Below are 14,266 nucleotides of genomic sequence, written 5' to 3'. Positions count from 1 at the left end.
GAAATTATATGATTCAGACTCAATCCATGCTCGAGGTCGCTGACAACAGCGGCGCTCGTCGCGTTATGTGCATCAAGGTCCTGGGTGGTTCGCACCGTCGTTACGCCGGTATTGGCGACATCATCAAGGTCACCGTCAAGGAAGCAATTCCGCGCGGTAAAGTGAAGAAAGGCCAGGTAATGACCGCTGTTGTGGTCCGTACCCGTCACGGCGTACGTCGTCCTGATGGCTCGATCATCCGCTTTGATGGCAACGCTGCTGTTCTGCTGAACAACAAGCAAGAGCCGATCGGCACCCGTATCTTCGGGCCAGTGACTCGTGAACTTCGCTCTGAGAAGTTCATGAAGATCGTCTCGCTCGCCCCCGAAGTGCTGTAAGGAGAAGCCGTCATGCAAAAGATTCGTCGTGACGACGAGATCATCGTGATCGCCGGCAAAGACAAAGGTAAGCGTGGCAAGGTGCTCAAGGTTCTCGCTGACGACCGTCTGGTCGTTGGTGGGATCAACCTGGTGAAGCGCCACACCAAGCCGAACCCGATGCTGGGCGCCCAAGGCGGTATCGTCGAGAAAGAGGCGCCTCTGCACGTCTCTAACGTCGCCATTTTCAACGGTGAAACCAACAAGGCTGACCGCGTTGGTTTCAAAGTCGAAGACGGCAAAAAGATTCGTGTCTTCAAGTCCACCCAAAAGCCGGTTGGCGCTTGAGAATCATAGGTAGAACACCATGGCACGACTGAAAGAGATTTACCGGAAAGAAATCGCGCCCAAGCTGAAGGAAGAGCTGAAGCTGGGCAACGTGATGGAAGTTCCGCGCGTTACCAAGATCACCCTGAACATGGGTCTGGGCGAAGCGATCGGCGACAAGAAAGTCATCGAGCACGCTGTTGCCGACATGGAAAAGATCACCGGTCAGAAAGCCGTCGTGACCTACGCCCGCAAGTCGATTGCAGGCTTCAAGGTTCGCGAGGGCTGGCCGATCGGCGTCAAGGTGACCCTGCGTCGCGATCGTATGTACGAATTCCTGGATCGCCTGCTCGCGATCTCCCTGCCGCGCGTGCGTGACTTCCGCGGCCTGAATGCCAAGTCCTTCGACGGCCGTGGCAACTACAGCATGGGTGTCAAAGAGCAGATCATTTTCCCGGAAATCGATTACGACAAGATCGATGCGCTGCGTGGTCTGGACATCACCCTGACCACCACTGCCCGTACGGACGACGAAGGCCGCGCTCTGCTGCGCGCTTTCAAGTTCCCGTTCCGCAACTGATTGGAGTTGGATCATGGCCAAAATGAGCATGAAAAACCGTGAGCTGAAGCGTCAGCAAACGGTAGCCAAGTACGCCAAAAAGCGTGCCGAGCTGAAAGCTGTTATCGCCAACCCGAACTCCACTCCGGAGCAGCGTTGGGAAGCCCAGGTCGCCCTGCAAAAGCAACCGCGTGACGCCAGCGCCAGCCGCCTGCGTAACCGTTGCCGCATCACCGGCCGTCCGCACGGCGTGTACCGCAAGTTCGGCCTCGGCCGTAACAAGCTGCGCGAAGCGGCGATGCGCGGTGATGTACCGGGTCTGGTCAAGGCCAGCTGGTAACAAAAGCGAAGCCGGCCTAGTGCCGGCTTTGTCTTTCTATGCATCAAGCCCCTTTCGGGGCTTGATTCATTTTTGATCGATCTCTATAATGTCCGGCTCTCCTGAGCCTGGCTTTTAGTCGTCGGTTCAGGATGGTTCCAGCCGTAAGGCTGTTCTTTTTGTTTAGGAGCATCTAGCCCATGAGTATGCAGGACCCGTTAGCGGACATGCTAACTCGTATCCGTAATGCCCAGATGGCTGAAAAGTCCGTCGTAAGCATGCCGTCTTCCAAGCTGAAGGTGGCTGTAGCCCAGGTTCTGAAGAACGAAGGTTATATTGCGGGTTATCAGATCAGCAGCGACGTAAAACCGCAGCTGTCCATCGAGCTGAAGTACTTCGAAGGCCGTCCGGTCATTGAAGAAGTAAAACGCGTCAGCCGCCCTGGTCTGCGCCAGTACAAGCCCGTCGACCAGCTGCCGAAAGTTCGCGGCGGTCTCGGTGTATCCATCGTCTCCACCAACAAGGGTGTGATGACGGATCGCGCTGCGCGCGCTGCCGGTGTCGGCGGCGAAGTGCTTTGCACTGTGTTCTAAGGGGGGATAAGCATGTCTCGCGTTGCTAAGAACCCCGTCAAGCTGCCGGCAGGTGTCGAGATTAATCTCGCTGGCCAGCGGCTTTCGGTTAAGGGCGCCAAGGGCACCCTGGAGCTGAATGTACATTCGTCCGTGGAAGTGATCCAGGAAGCTGGTGAGCTGCGTTTTGCTGCGCGTAATGGCGATCAGCAGAACCGTGCCATGGCCGGTACCACTCGTGCGTTGGTCAACAACATGGTCATTGGCGTAAGCCAGGGCTTTGAGCGCAAGCTGCAACTGGTTGGTGTGGGTTACAAAGCCCAGGCCAAAGGCCAGGTGCTGAACCTTGCTCTTGGCTTCTCGCACCCGGTGGACTACGAACTGCCGGAAGGCATTACCGCTGAGACCCCGAGCCAGACCGATATCCTGATCAAGGGCATCGACAAGCAGAAGGTTGGTCAGGTGGCTGCCGAGATTCGCGACTTCCGTCCGCCAGAGCCTTACAAAGGCAAGGGTGTGCGTTACGCCGACGAAGTCGTCCGTCGTAAAGAAGCTAAGAAGAAGTAGGGCATAGCAAATGAGCGTAAAGAAAGAAACTCGTCTGCGTCGCGCTCGCAAGGCACGCCTGAAAATGCGCGAGCTGGAAACCGTACGCCTCTGCGTGTACCGCTCTTCCCAGCACATCTACGCCCAGGTCATTTCGGCCGACGGCGCCAAGGTCCTGGCTACCGCCTCGACTCTGGACAAAGAACTGCGTGACGGCGCCACTGGCAACGTCGACGCGGCCAAAAAGGTTGGCCAGCTGGTTGCCGAGCGTGCGAAAGCCGCTGGCGTTACCCAGGTTGCGTTCGATCGTTCTGGCTTCAAGTACCACGGCCGTGTGAAAGCGCTGGCTGATGCTGCTCGTGAAGGCGGGCTGGAGTTCTAAGTTATGGCAAATCACGAGCAAAGACGCGATCGCGACAATCGCGACGACAGCCGCGACGAAGGCTACATCGAGAAGCTGGTGCAGGTTAACCGCGTTGCCAAGACCGTCAAAGGCGGCCGTATCTTCACTTTCACCGCGTTGACCGTGGTAGGTGATGGTAAGGGTCGTGTTGGCTTCGGTCGTGGCAAGTCCCGCGAAGTGCCTGCCGCCATCCAGAAAGCGATGGAAGCTGCACGCCGCAACATGATTCAGGTCGACCTGAACGGCACCACCCTGCAATACCCGATGAAGGCAGTTCATGGCGCGTCCCACGTGTTCATGCAGCCGGCTTCCGAAGGTACCGGCATCATCGCCGGCGGCGCCATGCGTGCCGTGCTGGAAGTGGCTGGCGTGCAGAACGTTCTGGCCAAGTGCTACGGCTCGACCAACCCAGTGAACGTGGTTCATGCCACCTTCAAGGGTCTGAAGGCCATGCAGTCCCCTCAGTCTATTGCTGCCAAGCGCGGCAAGAGCGTTGAGGAGATCCGCTGATCATGGCTACCGTAAAAGTTACGCTGATCAAGAGCATGACCGGTCGTATCCCTAACCACAAACTGTGCGTTAAGGGTCTGGGTCTGCGTCGCATCGGTCACACTGTAGAAGTCCAGGATACTCCCGAGAATCGCGGGATGATCAACAAGGCTTACTACATGCTGCGCGTCGAGGGTTAATCGATGAAACTCAATGATCTGAGTCCTGCGCCGGGTTCCCGTCGCGAGAAGCATCGTCCGGGTCGTGGTATCGGTAGTGGTTTGGGTAAGACCGGTGGCCGCGGCCACAAGGGTCAAACCTCCCGCTCCGGTGGCACTATTGCTCCGGGTTTCGAGGGTGGTCAACAGCCGTTGCACCGTCGTCTGCCGAAGTTCGGCTTCGTTTCCCTGAAAGCCATGGATCGTGCAGAAGTGCGCACTTCCGAGCTGGCCAAGGTGGAAGGCGATGTCGTTACCGTGCAGTCGCTCAAGGATGCCAACCTGATTAACCAAAACGTACGGCGTGTGAAAGTCATGCTGTCCGGCGAGGTTACTCGTGCGGTTACCCTGAAAGGTATCGCCGCCACCAAAGGTGCGCGTGCGGCTATCGAAGCAGCTGGCGGCAAGTTCGAGGACTAAATGGCTAAGCAAGGTGCTCTCTCAGCGCTCAGCAATGGCGGGTTGTCCGAGCTGTGGGCTCGGCTGCGTTTCCTGTTCCTGGCGATCATCGTCTATCGGATCGGCGCGCATATTCCGGTGCCCGGAATAAACCCTGACCGGCTGGCCGAGCTGTTTCGACAGAACGAGGGGACCATTCTTAGCCTGTTCAACATGTTTTCCGGCGGCGCGCTGGAGCGGATGAGCATCTTTGCGCTGGGGATCATGCCGTACATCTCGGCATCGATCATCATGCAGCTGATGACCGTCGTCAGCCCGCAGCTGGAGCAGTTGAAGAAGGAAGGGGAAGCTGGCCGTCGCAAGATCAGCCAGTACACCCGCTACGGCACCTTGATCCTGGCTGTTGTTCAGGCTATCGGCATGGCCGTTGGCCTGGCTAGCCAGGGTGTGGCGTTCTCGACTGATTTCGGCTTCCACTTCGTGGCGGTGACGACCTTCGTGGCCGGCGCTATGTTCATGATGTGGCTGGGCGAGCAAATCACCGAGCGCGGTGTCGGCAACGGTATCTCGATGCTGATTTTTGCTGGCATCGTGGCCGGTTTGCCGTCGGCAATCGGGCAGTCTTTCGAGTCTGCTCGGCAGGGCGATATCAATATCTTCGCCCTGATTGCCATCGGTCTGCTGGCGGTAGCGATCATCGGTTTCGTGGTGTTCATTGAGCGTGGCCAGCGTCGCATTGCGGTGCACTACGCCAAGCGTCAGCAGGGCCGCAAGGTCTTCGCTGCGCAGACCAGCCACCTGCCCCTGAAGGTGAACATGGCGGGCGTAATCCCGGCCATTTTTGCCAGCAGTATCCTGCTGTTCCCGGCCTCGCTGGGTTCTTGGTTCGGTCAGTCCGAAGGTCTGGGCTGGCTGCAGGATATTTCGCAGGCGATCGCTCCCGGTCAGCCGTTGAACATTCTGCTGTTTAGTGCAGGGATCGTTTTCTTCTGCTTCTTCTATACGGCGCTGATGTTCAACCCGAAAGACGTAGCGGAAAACCTGAAGAAGTCCGGTGCCTTTATTCCGGGTATCCGTCCGGGTGAGCAATCTGCGCGCTATATCGATGGCGTGCTGACCCGCTTGACCATGTTCGGTGCTCTGTACATGACGGCTGTTTGCCTGCTGCCCCAGTTCCTGGTGGTTGCGGCGAATGTACCGTTCTACCTTGGCGGGACCTCGTTGCTGATCGTGGTCGTGGTTGTGATGGACTTTATGTCTCAAGTGCAATCTCACCTCGTTTCGCACCAGTACGAATCCCTGATGAAGAAAGCCAACCTGAAGGGTTATGGCGGCGGCATGCTCCGCTGACATCGCACCGTAAGGTTCTAGGAGTTACTGATGAAAGTTCGTGCATCGGTCAAGAAGCTGTGCCGCAACTGCAAGATCATTCGCCGCGAAGGTGTTGTTCGCGTGATCTGCAGCGCGGAGCCGCGTCACAAGCAGCGCCAAGGCTGAGTGTGATTTACGCGTAATGAGCCCGGCAGCTAGTGCGCTGCCGGGTTGATTCTTTGTTATTACAGCGCTAATATCGCGCGCCCTATTTCTTGGCTTCCAGGGCGTGGGTAGCTGTCAATTGGAGTTCCACTGAATGGCCCGTATTGCAGGCGTCAACATTCCGGATAACAAGCACACTGTTATCTCGCTGACCTACATCTACGGTGTTGGTCGCACCACTGCACAGAAAATCTGTGCAACCACCGGCGTCAACCCGGCGGCAAAGATCAAAGATCTCTCTGACGAGCAGATCGAGCAGCTGCGTGGCGAAGTCGCCAAGTTCACCACCGAAGGTGACCTGCGCCGCGAAATCAACATGAAAATCAAGCGTCTGATGGACCTGGGTTGCTACCGCGGCCTGCGTCATCGCCGTGGCCTTCCGGTCCGCGGTCAGCGCACCAAGACCAACGCGCGTACCCGTAAGGGCCCGCGTAAGCCGATCCGCAAGTAATTGCGCCCGCGAATCGACAGGAAATAAGTCATGGCTAAGCCTGCTGCTCGTACTCGTAAGAAAGTCAAAAAGACAGTGGTTGATGGGATCGCCCACATCCACGCGTCTTTCAACAACACCATCGTGACCATTACCGACCGTCAAGGTAATGCCCTGTCTTGGGCGACCTCCGGTGGTTCCGGTTTCCGCGGCTCCCGTAAGTCCACGCCGTTCGCTGCCCAGGTGGCTGCCGAGCGTGCTGGTCAAGCAGCCTTGGAATACGGCCTGAAAAACCTCGACGTCAACGTCAAGGGCCCAGGTCCTGGTCGCGAATCCGCTGTGCGTGCTCTGAACGCCTGCGGCTACAAAATCGCCAGCATCACCGACGTGACGCCGATCCCGCATAACGGGTGCCGTCCGCCGAAGAAGCGTCGCGTGTAATAGGAGACAGTGAAGAATGGCTCGTTACATTGGTCCCAAATGCAAACTGTCTCGTCGTGAAGGCACCGATCTCTTCCTGAAGAGTGGTGCGCGCGCGCTTGAATCGAAATGCAACATCGAATCGGCTCCTGGCCAGCACGGCGCTCGCCGTGGTCGTCAGTCCGACTACGGTACCCAGCTGCGTGAAAAGCAGAAAGTTCGCCGCATCTACGGTGTTCTGGAGCGTCAGTTCAGCAGCTACTACAAACTGGCTGCTAGCCGTAAAGGCGCTACCGGCGAAAACCTCCTGCAACTGCTGGAGTGCCGTCTGGATAACGTGATTTACCGTATGGGCTTTGGTGCTACCCGTGCCGAGTCCCGTCAGCTGGTATCGCACAAGGCGATCACCGTGAACGGTTCGACCGTGAACGTCCCGTCCTACCAGGTTAAAGCTGGTGACGTCGTGGCAGTTCGCGAAAAGGCGAAGAACCAACTGCGCATCGTGCAAGCTCTCGAGCTGTGCGCACAACGCGGTCGCGTTGAGTGGGTGGAAGTGGATGCTGAGAAGAAGTCTGGCGTTTTCAAGAACGTCCCGGCTCGCAGCGACCTGTCTGCCGACATCAACGAAAGCCTGATTGTCGAGCTCTACTCCAAGTAAGGGCTAGAAAATAGGTGCATCCATGCAGATTTCGGTAAATGAGTTCCTGACCCCCCGCCACATCGATGTGCAGGTGGTCAGTCCGACCCGCGCCAAGATCACTCTCGAGCCTCTCGAGCGTGGCTTTGGCCACACCCTGGGCAACGCGCTGCGTCGCATCCTGTTGTCCTCCATGCCTGGCTGTGCAGTAGTCGAGGCCGAGATTGACGGTGTACTCCACGAGTACAGCGCCATCGAAGGTGTTCAGGAAGATGTCATCGAGATCCTCCTGAATCTCAAAGGCCTGGCTATCAAGCTGCACGGTCGTGACGAAGTCACCCTGACTCTGGCCAAGAAGGGCTCGGGTGTGGTCACTGCTGCCGATATTCAGCTGGATCACGATGTCGAGATCGTCAACGGCGATCACGTTATCGCCAACCTGGCGGACAACGGCGCTCTGAACATGAAGCTCACCGTACGTCGTGGCCGTGGCTACGAACCGGCTGATGCCCGTCAGAGCGATGAAGACGAGAGCCGTAGCATCGGCCGTCTGCAGCTGGACTCCTCGTTCAGCCCGGTCCGTCGCGTGGCCTACGTGGTTGAAAACGCCCGCGTCGAGCAGCGTACCAACCTGGATAAACTGGTCATTGACCTGGAAACCAACGGTACTCTGGATCCGGAAGAGGCTATCCGTCGTGCTGCGACCATCCTGCAACAGCAGCTGGCCGCGTTCGTCGACCTCAAAGGTGACAGCGAGCCGGTCGTGATTGAGCAGGAAGACGAGATCGATCCGATCCTGCTGCGTCCGGTTGACGACCTTGAACTGACCGTTCGTTCGGCCAACTGCCTCAAGGCGGAGAACATTTACTACATCGGCGACCTGATCCAGCGTACCGAAGTAGAACTGTTGAAAACTCCGAACCTGGGCAAGAAGTCGCTGACCGAGATTAAGGACGTTCTGGCCTCCCGTGGCCTGTCCCTCGGCATGCGTCTCGACAACTGGCCGCCGGCAAGCCTGAAAAAAGACGATAAGGCGACTGCCTGATCGTCACGATCACCGAACTTGAAGTTTGGTAAGGAATTTAACCATGCGTCATCGTAAAAGTGGCCGTCACCTCAGCCGCACCAGCGCCCACCGCAAGGCCATGTTCCAGAACATGGCGGTTTCGCTGTTCGAGCACGAGCTGATCAAAACTACTCTGCCGAAAGCCAAAGAACTGCGCCGCGTTGCCGAGCCGCTGATCACTCTGGCTAAAGAAGATAGCGTTGCCAACCGTCGTCTGGCCTTCGACCGTACTCGTTCGAAAGCCATCGTCGGCAAGCTGTTCAATGATCTGGGCAAGCGCTACGCCACTCGTCAGGGTGGTTACCTGCGTATCCTCAAGTGCGGTTTCCGCGCTGGCGACAATGCTCCGATGGCTTATGTTGAGCTGGTCGACCGTCCGGTCGGCGGCGCAGCAGTAGACGCCGAGTAAGACTTAACCGTCTGCGAAGAACCGGGCCCAGTGCCCGGTTTTTTGTGTCTGCAGAAAATGTGTCCGCCCGGGTTCTCCGTGGTTGAGGCCGTTCTGGTGCGCGTCTTCGGCAGCCGGTGGGTAAGGCTGCATAAAAAAGGCCGGGCATTGCCCGGCCTTTTGTTGCGCGGCTGATTTAGCCCCGATCGCGCTCCAGCAGCGGCTTGAGGAAGTGCCCGGTGTGCGACTGCGCCATCGCGGCGACTTCTTCCGGGGTGCCGGTGGCGATGATCATGCCGCCCTTGGAGCCGCCCTCGGGGCCGAGGTCGACCAGCCAGTCGGCGGTCTTGATCACGTCCAGGTTGTGCTCGATCACCACCACCGTGTTGCCGTGGTCGCGCAGGCGGTGCAACACATCGAGCAGTTGCTGGATATCGGCGAAGTGCAGGCCGGTGGTCGGCTCGTCGAGGATGTACAGGGTCTTGCCGGTGTCGCGCTTGCTCAGCTCGCGGCTCAACTTGACCCGCTGCGCCTCGCCGCCGGACAGGGTGGTCGCCGACTGGCCCAGCTTGATGTAGGACAGGCCGACATCCATCAGCGTCTGCAGCTTGCGCGCCAGCGCCGGCACCGCGTCGAAGAACTCGCGGGCCTCCTCGATGGTCATCTCCAGCACCTCGTGGATGCTCTTGCCCTTGTACTTGATCTCCAGGGTTTCGCGGTTGTAGCGCTTGCTCTTGCACACGTCGCACGGCACGTAGATGTCCGGCAGGAAGTGCATCTCCACCTTGATCAGGCCATCGCCCTGGCAGGCCTCGCAGCGCCCGCCCTTGACGTTGAAGCTGAAGCGCCCGGCGCCGTAGCCACGCGAGCGCGACTCCGGCACACCGGCGAACAGCTCGCGGATCGGGGTGAACAGGCCGGTGTAGGTCGCGGGATTCGAGCGCGGCGTGCGGCCGATCGGGCTCTGGTCGATGTCGACCACCTTGTCCAGGTGCTGCAGGCCGTCGATGCTGTCGTGGGCGGCGGCTTCCAGGGTGGTCGCGCCATTCAGCGCGGTGGCCGCCAGGGGGAACAGGGTGTTGTTGATCAGGGTCGACTTGCCCGAGCCGGACACGCCGGTGACGCAGGTGAGCAGGCCGATCGGGATTTCCAGGTCGACGTTGCGCAGGTTGTTGCCGCGCGCGCCCTTGATCTTCAGCGCCAGCTTCTTGTTGCGTGGAGTGCGGTTGGCCGGATAGCGGATCTTCTCGCGCCCGGACAGGTACTTGCCGGTCAACGAGTCGGGGTGGGCCATGACTTCGGCGGCCGTGCCCTCGGCGACGATGCGCCCGCCATGCACGCCAGCACCGGGGCCGATATCCACCACGTAGTCGGCCATGCGGATGGCGTCCTCGTCGTGCTCGACCACTATCACCGTGTTGCCGATGTCGCGCAGGTGGCGCAGGGTGCCGAGCAGGCGCTCGTTGTCGCGCTGGTGCAGGCCGATCGACGGCTCGTCGAGGATGTACATCACCCCGACCAGGCCGGCGCCGATCTGGCTGGCCAGGCGGATGCGCTGGGCCTCGCCGCCGGACAGGGTGTCGGCGCTGCGGTCCAGGGTCAGGTAGTCGAGGCCGACGTTGACCAGGAACTGCAGGCGCTCGCGGATTTCCTTGAGGATCTTGTCGGCGATCTCGCCGCGCCGGCCGGTCAGCGCCAGGCTGCCGAAGTACTCGGTGGCGTCGCCGATCGGCAGGCCGGTGACGGCCGGCAGGGTGCGCTCGCCGACCCACACATGCCGCGCCTCGCGGCGCAGGCGGGTGCCACGGCAGTCCGGGCAGGGCTGGGTGCTGAGGAACTTGGCCAGCTCCTCGCGCACGGTGGTCGACTCGGTCTCGCGGTAGCGGCGTTCCAGGTTCGGCACTATGCCTTCGAAGGGGTGCGCACGCTTGACGATGTCGCCGCGGTCGTTGAGGTAGCGGAACTCGACGTTGTCCTTGCCGCTGCCATGCAGGATGGCCTGGCGGTCTTCCTGGCTGAGTTCCTCGAACGGCACCTCCAGGCTGAAGCCATAGTGCGCGGCCAGCGAGCCGAGCATCTGGAAGTAGTAGACGTTGCGCCGGTCCCAGCCGCGGATCGCCCCCTCGGCCAGGGTCAGCTCGCCATTGACCAGGCGGCGGGTGTCGAAGAACTGCTTCACGCCCAGGCCGTCGCAGGTCGGGCAGGCGCCGGCCGGGTTGTTGAAGGAGAACAGCTTGGGTTCCAGTTCGCTGATCGAGTGGCCGCAGACCGGGCAGGCGAAGCGCGCGGAGAAGATGATTTCCTCGCCCAGCTCATCATCCATCGGCGCCACAAGGGCCAGGCCGTCGGCCAGCTTGAGCGCGGTCTCGAAGGATTCGGCCAGGCGCTGCTGCAGGTCCTCGCGGACCTTGAAGCGGTCGACCACCACGTCGATGGAGTGCTTCTTCTGCTTGTCCAGCTTGGGCAGCTCGTCCAGCTCATGCAGCTTGCCGTTGACCCGGGCGCGGACGAAGCCCTGGGCGCGCAGCTCCTCGAACACCGACAGGTGCTCGCCCTTGCGCTCGCGAATGACCGGGGCCAGCAGCATCAGCTTGCTGCCTTCGGGCAGGGCCAGGACCTGGTCGACCATCTGGCTGACGGTCTGCGCCTCCAGCGGCAGGTCGTGGTCCGGACAGCGCGGGATGCCGACGCGGGCGTAGAGCAGGCGCAGGTAGTCGTAGATCTCGGTGATGGTGCCGACGGTCGAGCGCGGGTTGTGCGAGGTGGACTTCTGCTCGATGGAGATCGCCGGCGACAGGCCTTCGATGGTGTCGACGTCGGGCTTTTCCATCATCGACAGGAACTGCCGGGCATAGGCCGACAGCGACTCGACGTAGCGGCGCTGACCCTCGGCGTAGAGCGTGTCGAAGGCCAGCGACGACTTGCCGGAACCGGACAGGCCAGTGATCACGATCAGCTTGTCGCGCGGCAGGGTCAGGTCGATGTTTTTCAGGTTATGGGTACGCGCCCCACGAATCAGAATCTTATCCACGAACAGCAGCCTCGTTTGGCGCCTGGAAACCGCCAAGTATACGGCTGCGCGCCAGTGAGCGGCAAAGCGTCACGCCTGTGCCGCGCGGGCTGCGGCTGATAGAATCGCCGCCTCGTTTTCATGGGGTTTATCGATGCACGATCCGCACAGCGAGCGCATGAGCGCCGGCGAGACCCGCGCGGCTAGCGGCCTGGCCCTGGTGTTCGCCTTCCGCATGCTGGGCATGTTCATGGTGTTGCCGGTGCTGGCCACCTACGGCATGGACCTGGCCGGCGCCACGCCGCTGCTGATCGGCCTGGCCATCGGTGCCTACGGCCTGACCCAGGCGGTGTTGCAGATTCCCTTCGGCATCCTCTCCGACCGCATCGGCCGCCTGCCGGTGATCTACGTCGGCCTGCTGATCTTCGCCGCCGGCGCGGCCCTGGCCGCCACCGCCGACTCCATCTGGGGGGTGATCGCCGGCCGCGTGCTGCAGGGCGCCGGGGCGATTTCCGCGGCGGTGATGGCGCTGCTCTCCGACCTCACCCGCGAACAGCACCGCACCAAGGCCATGGCCATGATCGGCATGAGCATCGGTCTGTCGTTCGCCGTGGCCATGGTCACCGGCCCGCTGCTGACCCGCGCCTTCGGCCTGTCCGGGCTGTTCTGGGTCACCGCGGGCATGGCCCTGCTCGGCATCCTGATCGTCGCCGGCATGGTCCCGCGGGCCTCCAGCACCCTGCAGCACCGCGAGTCCGGGGTGGCCAGGCAGGCGCTGTGGCCGACCCTGCGCAACCCCGATCTGCTGCGTCTGGACCTGGGCATCTTCGTTCTCCACGCCATCCTCATGGCCAGCTTCATCGCCCTGCCGCTGGCGCTGGTGGAGCAGGGCGGGCTGGCCAAGGAAGAACATTGGTGGGTCTACCTCAGCGCGCTGCTGATCGGCTTCTTCGCCATGGTGCCGTTCATCATCTACGCCGAGAAGAAGCGCCAGATGAAGCGCGTGCTGACCGGCGCGGTGCTGGTGTTGCTGCTCTGTGAACTGTTCTTCTGGCTGTGCGGCAACAGTCTGCGCCTGCTGGTCGTGGGGATCGTCCTGTTCTTCACCGCGTTCAACCTGCTCGAGGCGTCGCTGCCCTCGCTGATCAGCAAGGTCTCGCCGGCGGGCGGCAAGGGCACGGCGATGGGCGTGTACTCCACCAGCCAGTTCCTCGGCGCGGCACTGGGCGGTATCCTCGGCGGCTGGCTGTACCAGTTCGGCGGCCTCGGTGCCGTGTTCGTCGGATGTGCGCTGCTGGCTCTTTTCTGGGTTTTTATAGCTGCTACTATGCGCGAGCCGCCTTACGTGACCAGTCTGCGCCGGCCGTTGAGTAGCGCGGCCCTGGCCGATTCCGGACTGGTGGGGCGCCTGCTGGCCATACCCGGCGTCGCTGACGCCGTGGTTGTCGCCGAGGAAGCGGCCCTGTACATCAAAGTGGACACCCAACAATTGGATCGTGCGTTGCTCGAGCGGGAGCTCGAAGAGGCGCCGGTTACGCATTCAGCTTAGGAGAACGAAATGGCCCGTGGGGTAAACAAAGTCATTCTGATCGGTAACGTCGGCGGCGACCCGGAAACCCGTTATCTGCCCAATGGCAACGCGGTGACCAACATCACCCTGGCCACCACCGACAGCTGGAAGGACAAGCAGACCGGCCAGCAGCAGGAGCGCACCGAATGGCACCGCGTGGTGTTCTTCGGCAAGCTCGCCGAGATCGCCGGCGAGTACCTGCGCAAGGGCGGCCAGTGCTACATCGAAGGCCGCCTGCAGACCCGCGAGTGGGAGAAGGACGGCGTCAAGCGCTACACCACCGAGATCGTGGTCGACATGAACGGCACCCTGCAGCTGCTCGGCGGCCGTGGCGGCAACAGCGAAGGCGGCGGTGAGTACGCCCCGCGTCAGCAGCAGTCGCGCCCGGCGCCGCAACAGTCTGCCCCGCAGCAGCGCCCGGCGCCGCAGCCGGCCGCCCAGCAGCAGCCTGCAGCGGACTACGACAGCTTCGACGACGACATTCCGTTCTGAGTCGAATCGCGCCGTAGTGCCAACGAAAAGCCCGCTTGATTGCGGGCTTTTCGTTTCTGGGGTGCGACGCTGTGTCCCCCTGTGCCGCGCGCTCATCCCGTTAGAATGCGTCGACCTGGAAGGATGTCGACCCTGAACCCACTCAGCCGCAGTTTCCGCGATTGGCTGTACGCCTTTGCCCTGGTGGGCATGCTGCTGCGCGTGAGCATGCCGCTGTGGGCGATGCCGCTGATGAGTGCCGATGGCTTCATGCTGCTGTGTACCTCGCACGGCGTGCAGTGGCAGCTGAGCGAACAGGACGACGGCAGCTCCACCAGCCAGCAGCTGCCCTGCCTGCAGTGCGGCGCGCACCTGGCCGGCGTGCAGTCCTTCCCCTTCAGCCCACCGCCGCCCGTGGTGGCGCCGTCGCCGCAGCGCCCGCGCTTCGCCGAACTGCTGGCGCTCAGCCCGCCGTTCCTGGTCGCCCCGCCCAACCGCGCGCCGCCGCGCGTTTCCTGACTTCAGCCCATCTGCGCCCTCGTTGCGGGGG

21 protein-coding genes are annotated in these 14,266 nt (G+C 61.3%); 20 read left to right on the top strand and 1 reads right to left on the bottom strand.

Annotated features, from left to right (window positions below):
* Positions 1–8 precede the first annotated feature (8 nt).
* The 17 genes from rplN (at position 9) to rplQ (ending at position 8,686) form a co-directional block, all read left to right on the top strand.
* Complete coding sequence (gene rplN / locus F3I62_RS07500) at positions 9–377, top strand: 50S ribosomal protein L14 (protein ID WP_160082930.1); 369 nt, start codon at positions 9–11, stop codon at positions 375–377.
* Positions 378–389: 12 nt separating this feature from the next.
* On the top strand, positions 390–704 hold the full coding sequence (rplX, locus tag F3I62_RS07495) for a 50S ribosomal protein L24 (RefSeq protein WP_160082928.1): 315 nt from the start codon (positions 390–392) through the stop codon (positions 702–704).
* Positions 705–723: 19 nt separating this feature from the next.
* A complete protein-coding gene (gene rplE / locus F3I62_RS07490) occupies positions 724–1,263 on the top strand; it encodes a 50S ribosomal protein L5 (RefSeq protein ID WP_160082926.1) in 540 nt (179 codons plus the stop codon).
* Positions 1,264–1,276: 13 nt separating this feature from the next.
* On the top strand, positions 1,277–1,582 hold the full coding sequence (gene rpsN / locus F3I62_RS07485) for a 30S ribosomal protein S14 (protein WP_160082924.1): 306 nt from the start codon (positions 1,277–1,279) through the stop codon (positions 1,580–1,582).
* A gap of 179 nt (positions 1,583–1,761) precedes the next feature.
* Positions 1,762–2,154 (top strand): 30S ribosomal protein S8, encoded by a 393-nt coding sequence (gene rpsH, locus F3I62_RS07480; RefSeq protein WP_160489004.1) that lies wholly within the window; start codon positions 1,762–1,764, stop codon positions 2,152–2,154.
* A 12-nt stretch (positions 2,155–2,166) separates the two neighbouring features.
* Positions 2,167–2,700: a 50S ribosomal protein L6 gene (gene rplF, locus F3I62_RS07475; protein WP_160489003.1), complete on the top strand. Its 534-nt coding sequence runs from the start codon at positions 2,167–2,169 to the stop codon at positions 2,698–2,700.
* A 10-nt stretch (positions 2,701–2,710) separates the two neighbouring features.
* Positions 2,711–3,061 carry a 50S ribosomal protein L18 gene (rplR, locus tag F3I62_RS07470; RefSeq protein WP_021219603.1) on the top strand — a complete coding sequence of 117 codons (351 nt, stop codon included), beginning with the start codon at positions 2,711–2,713 and terminating at the stop codon, positions 3,059–3,061.
* 3 nt (positions 3,062–3,064) lie between these two features.
* A complete protein-coding gene (rpsE, locus tag F3I62_RS07465; RefSeq protein ID WP_160489002.1) occupies positions 3,065–3,592 on the top strand; it encodes a 30S ribosomal protein S5 in 528 nt (175 codons plus the stop codon).
* A 2-nt stretch (positions 3,593–3,594) separates the two neighbouring features.
* A complete protein-coding gene (gene rpmD, locus F3I62_RS07460; RefSeq protein WP_003176408.1) occupies positions 3,595–3,771 on the top strand; it encodes a 50S ribosomal protein L30 in 177 nt (58 codons plus the stop codon).
* A 3-nt stretch (positions 3,772–3,774) separates the two neighbouring features.
* On the top strand, positions 3,775–4,209 hold the full coding sequence (gene rplO, locus F3I62_RS07455) for a 50S ribosomal protein L15 (RefSeq protein WP_160082916.1): 435 nt from the start codon (positions 3,775–3,777) through the stop codon (positions 4,207–4,209).
* Entirely contained in the window at positions 4,210–5,538 is a 1,329-nt protein-coding gene (secY, locus tag F3I62_RS07450) for a preprotein translocase subunit SecY (protein ID WP_160489001.1), read from the top strand.
* A 30-nt stretch (positions 5,539–5,568) separates the two neighbouring features.
* Entirely contained in the window at positions 5,569–5,685 is a 117-nt protein-coding gene (rpmJ, locus tag F3I62_RS07445; RefSeq protein ID WP_002555468.1) for a 50S ribosomal protein L36, read from the top strand.
* 133 nt (positions 5,686–5,818) lie between these two features.
* Positions 5,819–6,175: a 30S ribosomal protein S13 gene (gene rpsM, locus F3I62_RS07440; RefSeq protein WP_004883692.1), complete on the top strand. Its 357-nt coding sequence runs from the start codon at positions 5,819–5,821 to the stop codon at positions 6,173–6,175.
* 30 nt (positions 6,176–6,205) lie between these two features.
* The gene (rpsK, locus tag F3I62_RS07435) at positions 6,206–6,595 is read left to right on the top strand and encodes a 30S ribosomal protein S11 (RefSeq protein ID WP_021702690.1); all 390 of its coding nucleotides are present in this window, start codon (positions 6,206–6,208) and stop codon (positions 6,593–6,595) included.
* A gap of 16 nt (positions 6,596–6,611) precedes the next feature.
* Entirely contained in the window at positions 6,612–7,232 is a 621-nt protein-coding gene (gene rpsD / locus F3I62_RS07430) for a 30S ribosomal protein S4 (RefSeq protein ID WP_160082912.1), read from the top strand.
* Positions 7,233–7,254: 22 nt separating this feature from the next.
* On the top strand, positions 7,255–8,256 hold the full coding sequence (rpoA, locus tag F3I62_RS07425; RefSeq protein WP_160489000.1) for a DNA-directed RNA polymerase subunit alpha: 1,002 nt from the start codon (positions 7,255–7,257) through the stop codon (positions 8,254–8,256).
* A gap of 43 nt (positions 8,257–8,299) precedes the next feature.
* Positions 8,300–8,686, top strand: coding sequence for a 50S ribosomal protein L17 (gene rplQ / locus F3I62_RS07420; protein ID WP_160082900.1), 387 nt, complete (start codon positions 8,300–8,302; stop codon positions 8,684–8,686).
* Between the two features lie 175 nt (positions 8,687–8,861).
* Here rplQ and uvrA read toward each other — a convergent pair whose 3' ends face one another.
* The gene (gene uvrA, locus F3I62_RS07415; RefSeq protein ID WP_160488999.1) at positions 8,862–11,696 is read right to left on the bottom strand and encodes an excinuclease ABC subunit UvrA; all 2,835 of its coding nucleotides are present in this window, start codon (positions 11,694–11,696) and stop codon (positions 8,862–8,864) included.
* A 133-nt stretch (positions 11,697–11,829) separates the two neighbouring features.
* Here uvrA and F3I62_RS07410 point away from each other — a divergent pair, with 133 nt between their 5' ends.
* The 3 genes from F3I62_RS07410 to F3I62_RS07400 all read left to right on the top strand — a co-directional run bounded on the left by F3I62_RS07410 (position 11,830) and on the right by F3I62_RS07400 (position 14,235).
* The gene (locus tag F3I62_RS07410; protein ID WP_160488998.1) at positions 11,830–13,224 is read left to right on the top strand and encodes an MFS transporter; all 1,395 of its coding nucleotides are present in this window, start codon (positions 11,830–11,832) and stop codon (positions 13,222–13,224) included.
* A gap of 9 nt (positions 13,225–13,233) precedes the next feature.
* Positions 13,234–13,737 carry a single-stranded DNA-binding protein gene (locus tag F3I62_RS07405; RefSeq protein WP_160082894.1) on the top strand — a complete coding sequence of 168 codons (504 nt, stop codon included), beginning with the start codon at positions 13,234–13,236 and terminating at the stop codon, positions 13,735–13,737.
* A 123-nt stretch (positions 13,738–13,860) separates the two neighbouring features.
* Entirely contained in the window at positions 13,861–14,235 is a 375-nt protein-coding gene (locus F3I62_RS07400) for a hypothetical protein (protein WP_160488997.1), read from the top strand.
* The last annotated feature ends 31 nt before the right edge of the window (positions 14,236–14,266 follow it).

Source organism: Pseudomonas sp. R-28-1W-6 (assembly GCF_009799925.1).
GTDB lineage: Bacteria > Pseudomonadota > Gammaproteobacteria > Pseudomonadales > Pseudomonadaceae > Aquipseudomonas.
This window is presented reverse-complemented; position numbering and strand designations above follow the sequence as displayed.

Coding starts and splice junctions, on each gene's coding strand:
- rplN (WP_160082930.1), top strand. CDS start 9: ATGATTCAGACTCAATCCATGCTCGAGGTCGCTGACAACAGCGGCGCT.
- rplX (WP_160082928.1), top strand. CDS start 390: ATGCAAAAGATTCGTCGTGACGACGAGATCATCGTGATCGCCGGCAAA.
- rplE (WP_160082926.1), top strand. CDS start 724: ATGGCACGACTGAAAGAGATTTACCGGAAAGAAATCGCGCCCAAGCTG.
- rpsN (WP_160082924.1), top strand. CDS start 1,277: ATGGCCAAAATGAGCATGAAAAACCGTGAGCTGAAGCGTCAGCAAACG.
- rpsH (WP_160489004.1), top strand. CDS start 1,762: ATGAGTATGCAGGACCCGTTAGCGGACATGCTAACTCGTATCCGTAAT.
- rplF (WP_160489003.1), top strand. CDS start 2,167: ATGTCTCGCGTTGCTAAGAACCCCGTCAAGCTGCCGGCAGGTGTCGAG.
- rplR (WP_021219603.1), top strand. CDS start 2,711: ATGAGCGTAAAGAAAGAAACTCGTCTGCGTCGCGCTCGCAAGGCACGC.
- rpsE (WP_160489002.1), top strand. CDS start 3,065: ATGGCAAATCACGAGCAAAGACGCGATCGCGACAATCGCGACGACAGC.
- rpmD (WP_003176408.1), top strand. CDS start 3,595: ATGGCTACCGTAAAAGTTACGCTGATCAAGAGCATGACCGGTCGTATC.
- rplO (WP_160082916.1), top strand. CDS start 3,775: ATGAAACTCAATGATCTGAGTCCTGCGCCGGGTTCCCGTCGCGAGAAG.
- secY (WP_160489001.1), top strand. CDS start 4,210: ATGGCTAAGCAAGGTGCTCTCTCAGCGCTCAGCAATGGCGGGTTGTCC.
- rpmJ (WP_002555468.1), top strand. CDS start 5,569: ATGAAAGTTCGTGCATCGGTCAAGAAGCTGTGCCGCAACTGCAAGATC.
- rpsM (WP_004883692.1), top strand. CDS start 5,819: ATGGCCCGTATTGCAGGCGTCAACATTCCGGATAACAAGCACACTGTT.
- rpsK (WP_021702690.1), top strand. CDS start 6,206: ATGGCTAAGCCTGCTGCTCGTACTCGTAAGAAAGTCAAAAAGACAGTG.
- rpsD (WP_160082912.1), top strand. CDS start 6,612: ATGGCTCGTTACATTGGTCCCAAATGCAAACTGTCTCGTCGTGAAGGC.
- rpoA (WP_160489000.1), top strand. CDS start 7,255: ATGCAGATTTCGGTAAATGAGTTCCTGACCCCCCGCCACATCGATGTG.
- rplQ (WP_160082900.1), top strand. CDS start 8,300: ATGCGTCATCGTAAAAGTGGCCGTCACCTCAGCCGCACCAGCGCCCAC.
- F3I62_RS07410 (WP_160488998.1), top strand. CDS start 11,830: ATGCACGATCCGCACAGCGAGCGCATGAGCGCCGGCGAGACCCGCGCG.
- F3I62_RS07405 (WP_160082894.1), top strand. CDS start 13,234: ATGGCCCGTGGGGTAAACAAAGTCATTCTGATCGGTAACGTCGGCGGC.
- F3I62_RS07400 (WP_160488997.1), top strand. CDS start 13,861: ATGTCGACCCTGAACCCACTCAGCCGCAGTTTCCGCGATTGGCTGTAC.